General features: G+C 71.2%; 8 protein-coding genes. 2 read left to right on the top strand and 6 right to left on the bottom strand.

The annotated features are described in order from the left end of the window. Positions 1–73 precede the first annotated feature (73 nt). From purU to VFO68_RS14645, 5 genes are read right to left on the bottom strand one after another with little or no spacing between them, the layout of a single operon-like run. Positions 74–949, bottom strand: a complete 876-nt coding sequence (gene purU / locus VFO68_RS14665) for a formyltetrahydrofolate deformylase (protein WP_325158821.1) — start codon at positions 947–949, stop codon at positions 74–76. Then, on the bottom strand, positions 946–1,686 hold the full coding sequence (locus VFO68_RS14660) for a maleylpyruvate isomerase family mycothiol-dependent enzyme (protein ID WP_325158820.1): 741 nt from the start codon (positions 1,684–1,686) through the stop codon (positions 946–948). Before VFO68_RS14660 ends, purU begins: the two co-directional genes overlap by 4 nt. Before the next feature lie 11 nt (positions 1,687–1,697). Continuing rightward, entirely contained in the window at positions 1,698–2,462 is a 765-nt protein-coding gene (locus tag VFO68_RS14655; RefSeq protein WP_325158819.1) for a MerR family transcriptional regulator, read from the bottom strand. Between the two features lie 33 nt (positions 2,463–2,495). Continuing rightward, positions 2,496–3,278, bottom strand: coding sequence for an alpha/beta hydrolase (locus VFO68_RS14650; protein WP_325158818.1), 783 nt, complete (start codon positions 3,276–3,278; stop codon positions 2,496–2,498). Between the two features lies 1 nt (position 3,279). After that, positions 3,280–3,771 (bottom strand): DUF2505 domain-containing protein, encoded by a 492-nt coding sequence (locus VFO68_RS14645; protein WP_325158817.1) that lies wholly within the window; start codon positions 3,769–3,771, stop codon positions 3,280–3,282. A gap of 25 nt (positions 3,772–3,796) precedes the next feature. Here VFO68_RS14645 and VFO68_RS14640 point away from each other — a divergent pair, with 25 nt between their 5' ends. Continuing rightward, entirely contained in the window at positions 3,797–4,882 is a 1,086-nt protein-coding gene (locus VFO68_RS14640) for a UDP-N-acetylmuramate dehydrogenase (RefSeq protein WP_325158816.1), read from the top strand. Between the two features lie 33 nt (positions 4,883–4,915). Here VFO68_RS14640 and VFO68_RS14635 read toward each other — a convergent pair whose 3' ends face one another. Then, positions 4,916–5,641: an SDR family NAD(P)-dependent oxidoreductase gene (locus VFO68_RS14635; protein WP_325158815.1), complete on the bottom strand. Its 726-nt coding sequence runs from the start codon at positions 5,639–5,641 to the stop codon at positions 4,916–4,918. Between the two features lie 118 nt (positions 5,642–5,759). On the opposite strand from VFO68_RS14635, the gene VFO68_RS14630 reads away from it, so the two are divergent. After that, the gene (locus VFO68_RS14630) at positions 5,760–6,878 is read left to right on the top strand and encodes a L,D-transpeptidase (RefSeq protein WP_325158822.1); all 1,119 of its coding nucleotides are present in this window, start codon (positions 5,760–5,762) and stop codon (positions 6,876–6,878) included. Positions 6,879–6,957: the final 79 nt, after the last annotated feature.

Raw genomic sequence — 6,957 nt, 5'->3', positions numbered from 1 at the left:
CAGGTCGTTTCCGGATGCCCGATACTCCCGCAACCCGTCCAGGTCAGTGAACTCGATCCGCACTCAACCCAGCCTAGAACACCACCGTTTTGTTGCCGTGCACCAGAACACGGTTCTCCAGGTGCCAGCGCAGGCCGCGGGCCAGCACGACCTTCTCGATGTCACGCCCCTTGCGGACCAGGTCCGGGATCGAGTCCTCGTGGCCGACCCGGATCACGTCCTGCTCGATGATCGGACCGGCATCCAGCTCCGCGGTCACGTAGTGGCAGGTGGCGCCGATCAGCTTCACGCCGCGGCGGTGTGCCTGGTGGTACGGGCGGGCGCCGATGAAGGACGGCAGGAAGCTGTGGTGGATGTTCAGCGCCCGGCCGGCCCAGTCCGCGCACAGTTCGGCCGGCAGGATCTGCATGAAGCGGGCCAGCACGATCGCGTCCGGGCGGCCGGCGTCGACCAGTTGGCGTAACTGCGCGAAGGCGGCGTCCTTCTCCTCCGAGTCGCCCGGCGGAAACGGGATGTGGTGGAACGGAATGCCGTGCGCGCGGGTCACCGTGGCCAGGTCCGGGTGGTTGCCGATCACGGCCGAGACCTCCACCTCCAACTCGCCGGAGGCCACCCGGCCGAGCAGGTCGTAGAGGCAGTGGCCCTCCCGGGACACCAGGATGGCGATTCGGCGGCGGGCGGCGGTGTCGGCGATCTGCCAGTCGCTCTGCACGGCCAGCCCGTCGGCCACGGCCCCGAACCGGGCACGCAGCTCGGCCAGGTCGTAGGGCACGGACTCGGCCAGGATCTCCTGGCGGGTGAAGAACCAGCCGGTGGCCGGGTCGGTGTGGTAGGCCGCCTCGACGATCCAGCCGCCGGCCTCGGCCAGGAACGTGGCGATACGAGCCACGATGCCCACCCGGTCCGGGCACCCGAAGGTGATCACATAGCGCCGGCCGGGAGCGGTCATGGCGTGCGCAGGGCCGTGATCAGCGTGAGGTCGCCGCCCTTGACCGCGTGGCTCGGGCGGTGCCAGGCCGCGCGGTAGACCGCGTCGGCGGTGCCCACCACCGACGCGTCGGCGGCCATTCCCGGTTCGGCCGGACCGACCTCCGGCGGCTGCCCCGGGCGCACCCGCACCAGCCAGGCCTGCCCGGCGTCGGCGGCGTGGAACAGCACGGTGCCGGACACCGTCGCCGGGGTCCGGGCCATTCGACGGGGAATCATCCAGCGCAGCGCCTCGTCGAGGCCGTCTGCGGCCAGTTCGGGGTCGAACAGCAGCGGGTCCACCGGCTCGGCGCCGGCCAGCGCGTGCTCGGCGTCGAGCCGGTGGATCGCGGTTTCGTGGGTCTGCCGGCGGGCCCAGAAGGCCGCCGTGCGGGAAAGTTCCGGGATGAACGTCCACGCGGGCGCGTCCGCGCCGCGTTCGGTCAGCCGGCCGAGCAACGTGGCGCGCTGCTCATCCCACCAACCCAGCAGCTCGTCCCAGGCCGGTGGCGGCTCGTCGGGAGCCGGAGCCTCGCCGTCCGGATCGGCGAGGAGGGCTTTCCCGGCCCACTGGTGCACCCTGGCCATGTGTCGCACCAGCTTGTGCACTGTCCACTCGGGACAGGTTGGCACCATGGCCTCCGGCCCGGCGGCCACCGCGGCCGCCCGCATGGCGTCGCCCTGTTCACTCAGCCGATCGACGTACTGTGTGAAGTCCACGGGCGAACAGCCTAGGACAACCGGGCCTGCGCGTACGCCGCCATGGCGTCCCGCAGGAACTCGGCGAGCCGCGGGTCGGTCTTGTCGAAGTTGGCCCGGAACCGCGGGTCGTCCGTGTACAGCTGGCCGAGGCCGGTGTAGGACTCCCGGTTGGGCGTCCAGTACTGGGTGATCCAGCGGTAGTGGCCGTCCACGGTGTCCAGGACCTCCGCGTCGCCCGGCGCCTTGCCGGCGTCGATCAGCTCGACCAGCTTCTCCAGCGTGGCGAGCCACTGGCCGCCCTGCTGGTCCCACCACTGCGCGGACTTGTCCTTGACCCGCTCGTTCGCGGCGTCGACGACCTCGGCGCCCCAGCGCTGCCGGGCCTCCTCCTGCAGCTCGGCCTGCTTGGCCGAGTCGAAGCCCTCGAACCAGTGCTTGACCGGAATCTTCGCCATCTTGTTCTCATCTCCTTCCAACTCATCGATCGTGCGGGCCACCGTCGCCGCCAGCCGGCCGAACCGGTCCCGTTCGGCCTCCAGCCAGGAGTGGTGCATCCGCAGCGCCTCGATCTGGTCGCGCCCGTCGTGCACGATCTCGGCGATCGCGTCCAGGCCGAGGCCGAGCTCCCGCATGATCAGGATCCGCTGCAACGTCAGCAGCTGGTCCCGCTCGTAGTAGCGGTAGCCGTTGCTGCCCACCCAGGCCGGGGCGAGCAGCCCGATCTGGTCGTAGTGCCGCAGGGTCCGGGACGTCACCTTGGACATCCGGGCCACCTGCGCGATCGACCAGGCCATGACCCAACGGTAAAACTTGACGTTACGTCAACGTCAAATCGAATTGGCGAGTACGCGTTCGACCAGCAGATCCGGGGCCTCGCGCAGGGCGTTGTGCCCCTGGCCCGGCAGCGTCGCCAGCGCGCAGCGCGGCATCGTGGCCGCCATGGCGGTCACCCCGGTCCGCATCCGCTCGTCGCTGCGGTCGCCGAGCAGCAGCAGCGTGGGCAGGTCCAGGCGGTCCAGCCCGGCCAGGCCGGACTCCTCGTGCAGCCGGGTGTCGTACGGCAGGGTGTGCGCCATCGTGATCGCGTTCGGCCAGAACGCGCTGCGCCGCGCGGCCGTCACCAGCCGCTCGTCCAGGCCGACCGAGGCCATCATGAACAGGGTGAGCGCCGCCTCCCGCTCGCCCGCGGTGACCAGTTCGATCAGCCGCTCGGTGGTGCCCGGCGGCCCGCCGGCACCGCCCGGCACCCGGATCGGCGGCTCGTAGAGCGTCAACGCCCGCACCGGGGCCACCCCGGCCAGCGCCACCCGCAGGGCCAGCAGCCCGCCCGAGGAGTGGCCGAACAGCTCGACCGGTTCCCCGATCCGGGCCAGCACGGCGTGCACGTCGTCCAGTTCGTGCGCCGTGTGGTACTCCGGGGTCGCCGCGCCGCTGACCCCGCGCCCGCGCCGGTCCACCGCGTACACGGTGCGGTGCGGCGCGAGCAGGCCGGCCACCGCGGCCCAGGCCCGCGCTCCGTAACCGGCGCCGCCGAGCAGCACCACCGGCGGGCCGGTGCCGGAGATCTCGAAGGCGATCCGGGTACCGTCCGCCGAGGTCACGAACTCCATGTCAGGACTGCTGCCCGGCGAGCCATTTCCCGGCGAACTCCGACTCGGCGGCCAGCAGCCGGCCGACCTGCTCGGCGATGACGCCTTCGAACTTGCCGCCCACCAGCGGGATCCCGACCCGCACCTCGGCCGTGATCACCAGCTCCGAGCCGTCCGCGCGGTCGGTCAGCCGGGCCCGGCTGTCGATCTCGCCGGGCACGCCGCTGATCGTGGCCCGGCCGGTGCCGCCCTCCGGACGCCAGCTCTCCACCCGCTCCACCACCAGGTCACCCTTGAGGAACGAGCGGACCACCCCCGGCAGGCGTTCGGCGTCCACGCCCTGCCGCAGCCGCAGCCGCACCTCGTCACCGTCGCGGGTGTGCTCGACCAGCTCGGCGCCCTTGCCACCCAGCTCGCGCAGTCTCTCCTCGAGAAACGCCCGGTCGGTCAGGGTCGCGTACACGGTCGCGGCCGGTGCGGAGAACGTCGCCCGGTGCTCGAAGCGGGTAGGCATGGAGCGGAGGTTACCGTTGGAGCCCATGACCGGCCTGCATCTCGGTACGAACGCCCGCACGGCGGTGCCGCTGTCCGGCTACACCACGCTGCGGCTCGGTGGGCCGGCCGCGCGGTTCGTCGCGCCGGCCACCGCCGAGGACGTGGCCGCCGCGGTGCGCAGCGCCGACCGCGGCGGCGAGCCGGTGCTGGTGCTCGGCGGCGGGTCGAACCTGCTGGTCGCCGATGACGGGTTCGCCGGCACCGTGGTCCGGGTGGCCAACCTCGGTCAGGAGATCGACGGTGTGGACGGCCGGCTGGAGCTGACCGTGGACGCCGGCGAGGACTGGGACACGGTGGTGGCCGGCACGGTCGAGGCGGGGCTCGGCGGGCTGGAGTGCCTGTCCGGGATCCCCGGGCTGGTGGGTGCCACCCCGGTGCAGAACGTGGGTGCCTACGGCGTCGAGGTGGCGCAGCTGTTGATCTCGGTCGACCTGCTGGACCGGGCCAGCGGCGCGGTGCGCACGCTGCGGGCCGACGAGCTCGGCCTGGGCTACCGCACGTCGGTGCTGAAGAACACCGACCGGGCGGTGGTGCTGCGGGTGCGGTTCGCGCTGACCGACGGCGGGTTGTCCGCCCCGATCCGGTACACCGAGCTGGCCCGGGCGCTGGGCGTGCGGCAGGGCGTCCGGGTGCCGGTGGCCGACGCCCGCGCCGCGGTGCTGGACCTGCGGCGCGGCAAGGGAATGGTGCTCGACCCCACCGACCACGACACCTGGAGCGCCGGGTCGTTCTTCACCAACCCGATCATCCCCGACCCCGACCTGCCCGGCACGCTCCAGCGGATCACCGCCCGCGTCGGCGAGGTCCCCATTCCCCAGTACCCCGCCGGTCCCGGCGCCTCGAAACTGTCCGCCGCCTGGCTGATCGAACGCGCCGGCTTCGCCAAGGGTTACCCCGGCCTCGACGCGCCCGCCGCCCTGTCCGCCAAACACACCCTCGCCCTCACCAACCGCGGCCACGCCACCACCGCCGACCTCCTCGCCCTCGCCCGCGAAGTCCGCGACGGCGTCCACACCACCTTCGGCATCACCCTGCACCCCGAACCGGTCCTGGTCGGCTGCACGCTCTGAGAGGGCGCGCCATGACTCGCCGTGGCTGGGTGGCTACTCGCGGTGGGCGCGGCTTGCGGAGTACTGGGCCCGGGGTTTGAGGACGATGGTGTCGAGGTTCACGTGGGCGGGGCGGGTCACCGCGAAGGTGATCACATCGGCGACGTCGTCGGCGGTCAGCGGGGTGAGGCCGGCGTAGACCTTCGCGGCGCGTTCGGCGTCGCCGTCGAAGCGGGTGACGGAGAAGTCGGTCTCCACCATGCCGGGCATGATCTCGGTGAACCGCACCGGATCCGCCAGGTGCTCGCCGCGCAGCGTGCGGTGCAGGGCGCCCTGGGCGTGTTTGGCCGCCGTGTAACCGGACCCGTTGTCGTAGGTTTCGGCCGCGGCGACGGAAGTCACAGTGACCACGTGCCCGTTGCCGGAGGCGATCAGCTTGGGCAGCAACGCCTTGGTCATGCGCAGCGTGCCCAGCACGTTGGCCTCCCACATCCAGCGCCAGTGGTCCTCGTCGGCGTCGACGACCGGCTCCAGACCGAGCGCGCCGCCTGCGTTGTTCACCAGCACGTGGCAATCTGGAATCTGTTCGCAGAACGCCGCGACGGAGCCGGGATCCGTCACGTCCAGCTCGAGCGCGGTGCCGCCGGTCTCTCCGGCGACGGCCGCGAGCCGGTCCATCCGGCGGGCCCCGAGCACGACGTGGAACCCGGCTTCGGCGAGGTGTCGGGCGGTGGCTGCTCCGATGCCCGCACTGGCACCGGTGATGACTGCGGTGTGCACAGTGCGATCCTGCACCCGTAGGTGAACCCATCGGCGCGGTGGGACGTCGTTAGCAGTGTCACAGTTGGTGGAGACGGAGGTTGACGTGCGATCCAGGTTGATCGGCGCGCTGGCGGCGATGCTGGTGGGGCTCACCGCGTGCACCTCGACCACGGCGGGCACGGCCACCGGACCGGACGGCCAGCAGCCGGCAAACGCGAAGATCACGGCGGTGCCGGCGGCGAACGCCAAGGACGTCGCGGTCAGTGAGCCGGTCCGGATCACCGTCACCGACGGCACCCTGACCGAGGTCAAGCTGACCAGCCCGGAGGGCAAGGAGGTCGCCGGCAAGCTCGCCGACGACAAGCTGAGCTGGACCAACACCGAACCGCTCGGCTACGGCAAGAGCTACTCCTACGCCGCCAAGGCCACCGACGCCAACTCCCGCACCGCGGAGTTGAAGGGCAGCTTCACCACGGTCAACCCGGACAAGCAGGTGCGGGCCACGATCAACCCGATCGACAACGCGACGGTCGGCGTCGGCATGCCGATCAGCCTCAAGTTCGACAGCCCGCCGAAGGACCGGGCGGCGGTGCAGAAGGCGCTGTCGGTCACCACGTCCAAGGGTGAGGTCGAGGGCTCCTGGGGATGGCTGTCCGACCGGCAGGTCGACTGGCGGCCCAAGGAGTACTGGCCGGCGAACATCACCGTGACGGTGACCGCGAAGCTCTACGGCGTGCCCTACGGCAACGGGGCGTTCGGCCGGTCCGACCTGTCCACGAAGTTCACCGTCGGCCGCAACCAGGTCACCAAGATCAACACGCCGGACCACCAGATGGTCGTGTACCGGGACGGCTCCCAGGTGGCCTCCTACCCGTCGAGCAACGGCAAGGACAGTGACCCGAACCTGAACACCCCCAACGGCACCATGATCATCATGAGCAAGGAGCCGATCGGCGACTTCTCCAACCCGCAGTACGGCTACACCAACGTCAAGAAGAAGTGGTCGCTGCGGATCTCCAACCACGGCGAGTACATCCACGAGAACGAGGAGAACCACGCCAACATCGGCAAGGTGAACAGCTCGCACGGCTGCGTCAACCTGTTCGAGCCCGACGCCAAGGCCTTCTTCGACAGCGCCCTGATCGGCGACCCGGTGGAGGTCACCGGCTCGCAGGCCAACATGCCCACCACCTCCGACGTGAACGACTGGCTGTTCTCGTGGGAGAAGTGGAAGAGCATGTCCGCGATCAAGTGAGCGAGACGCTGTTCGTCGCCGGGGCCGGCGGCACCCGGCTGGCCGTGCGCGCCGCCGGAGACCCCGCGCACCCGCCGGT

The sequence above is a fragment of the Actinophytocola sp. genome, from assembly GCF_035712165.1.
Lineage (GTDB): Bacteria > Actinomycetota > Actinomycetes > Mycobacteriales > Pseudonocardiaceae > DASYTH01.
The sequence above is the reverse complement of the archived record's forward strand: the minus strand, read 5'-3'. Positions and strand labels throughout refer to the sequence as shown.